The 2,275-nt window shown below is 73.3% G+C and carries 2 protein-coding genes; both read right to left on the bottom strand.

Features of this window, described 5'->3' with window-relative positions:
* Positions 1 to 771, bottom strand: a 771-nt coding sequence (locus tag ABD249_RS02250; RefSeq protein ID WP_486303395.1) for an NHL repeat-containing protein, incomplete at its 3' end; no start/stop codon positions are given.
* A gap of 128 nt (positions 772 to 899) precedes the next feature.
* On the bottom strand, positions 900 to 2,275 hold a 1,376-nt coding region (locus tag ABD249_RS02245), incomplete at its 5' end, for a fibronectin type III domain-containing protein (protein ID WP_486303394.1).

Genomic DNA, 2,275 nt, shown 5'->3' with positions numbered 1-2,275 from the left:
GCTCGTCGCCAGCATCACCGACGACGCCTCGTCACCCACCTGCTGCAGCACCGCATCCTCAGGCACATCCACCGTGCGACCGGGCAGGAACAGCCGCTCGCCGCCCAGCGCCACCGCCTGCTCGCCCACGAGCGTGACGGAGACGTCGTCCGCGTCGGCGAGGCCCTCGCGCGACTCGGTCTCGGGCTCGGCGAACGCACCGTCCTCGTCCGGCTCGAAGCGCAGCACGGCGCCCTCCTCGGGCGAGGCGACCGCGACGGCGCCGTCGAGCCCGACGGCCAGCGCCGCGCCGTCGCCGAGCTCGGCGAGCGGCTCGACGTCCTCCGGCACGAAGCCGCCGACCTGCCCGACGGGCATGGCCCACAGCTCGCCGTCGGGCGAGAGGACCGCGATGGTGCCGCCGCGCTGCTGCACCTGCGCGTCCGGGTGGAGGGGGACGGTCGCGCCGAGCGTCATCGACGCCGGGTCGACCTGGATGAGCGCGCCGTCGCCATCGCGCAGGAACACCGACTCGCCATCCTGCAGCACGTCGAACGACGTGGAGCCGGACGGCACGAAGAACCCGCCGTCGAGCTCCTGCGCCTGCACGTTCAGATGCCCGACCTGCGCATCCGAGGTGCGCGTGACCCACACGCCGCCGTCATGCAGATCGACGTCGGTCTGCGTGAAGCCCTCGTACGTGAAGGCGAGGACGCCGAGCGCGATCGCGGCGGCGGACACGACGGCGATGGACGCGGTCGTCCTCCGACGACGCTTCATCCAGCGCAGCACGCCCACGACTCCCCCGAACGCTCGAACCCACCGATCATGCCCTACCGGCGGCGTCGACTGCTGGGTGCCGCCTGAGCCCGCGCCACCGTGTCGCCGAGATCGGCCGCTCGCCGCGCCTCAGCGGCGGGTCACGGCCAGCCGACGCGGGGGGACGTGAGGCTCACGCCGTTGCCCTGGATCGTGAACCACGCCTCGCCCGCGAAGCCCGAGTAGCAGATGCGGTCGCCGCCGATGCGGGTCTGCGTGCTGCCGTTGGCGCTGCCGACCCGGATCGTCGCCGTCTGGAACGGCGTCGTCGCGTTGCCGTCGCTGTGATGGCATGCGACGGAGTAGTCGCCCGTCGGCATGTCGTTCCAGTTGATCTGGAAGTAGCGACATGCCTCGCCGTTCGCCCCCGAGCATCCGTCGCCGCGCACGTCGCCCTTCGACAGCGTGACGCTCGGGTTCGCGCGGCCCTGCGCCTGGGCGGTCGCCGTCGTCGTCTGCGCGCCGTTGCCGTTCGCGTTCGGCGCGCCCGTCGACGCCTCGACCTCGATCGTCACGGGGTTGCCACCCGGCTGATCGTCCACGGTGCGCGAGCCGCTGGCGCCGACGCTCTCCCACCCGCCGCCGTTCACGCGGATCCGCATGCCCACGGGCCTGCCGTTGGCCGCCGGCGCGCTCCACGACACCGTGACCTGGCCGACCTGGGACGTCGCGGTCGCCGTCGGGTTGCCGATGGGCCCGTAGGGCGCGGCCTGCACGACGTTCGACTGGCCGCTCGCGTACGCGATGCCCTGCACCTGCGAGCGTGCGACGACCGTGATGCTGTACGGATCCTGGCGATTCGCGAGCGTGACGGTGCCGCCCGTGCTGCCGACCGTCTGGCTGGTCGCCTGCCCGCCGACGTGCACGACGTAGGAGACCTCCTCGGCGCGCGCGCCGTTCGACGACCCCGGCGTCATGGCGAAGCTGACCTGGCCGTTGCCCTCGCGCACGCTCGCAGGATCGATCGTCGGCGCGGCGGGCGTCGTCGCGTCGCGCACGCCGTTCGACTGCGCCGATGCCGGCGAGGGCCCCACGTCGTTGACCGCCTGCACCGAGAACGTGAGCGTGACGCCCGTGCCGGCCGGCAGCGAGCCCGCGCCGAACGTGGCCCGGGTCGTCGTGGCGCCGGCCACCGAGAGCGGCTGGCCGTAGGCGGTGCCGTTCGAGTACGGCTGGACCGCGTAGCTCGTGATCGCGGCGCCGTTCGACTGGGTCTCGTGCTGGTCCCACGTGACCTGGATCTGCACGTTGCCGGGGATCGACTGGTCGCGCGCGGCGGCGACGCCCGTGACCTGGAACGGCGGGCCCGCCGGGGTCTGCGTGGCCGACGCGGGGCTGAAGTCGCTCGGCTCGGGCGCCGAGTTGTACGCCTGGACGCGGAACGAGTACGCGACGCCGTTCGTCAGGCCCTGCCACACGTACGAGGTCGCACCGCCGTCGATCTGCACCGTCGGCGCACCGTTCGCAGGCGGCGGGC

Origin of the sequence: Agrococcus versicolor (genome assembly GCF_039531815.1) — a bacterium.
Classification (GTDB): domain Bacteria; phylum Actinomycetota; class Actinomycetes; order Actinomycetales; family Microbacteriaceae; genus Agrococcus; species Agrococcus versicolor.
This window is presented reverse-complemented; position numbering and strand designations above follow the sequence as displayed.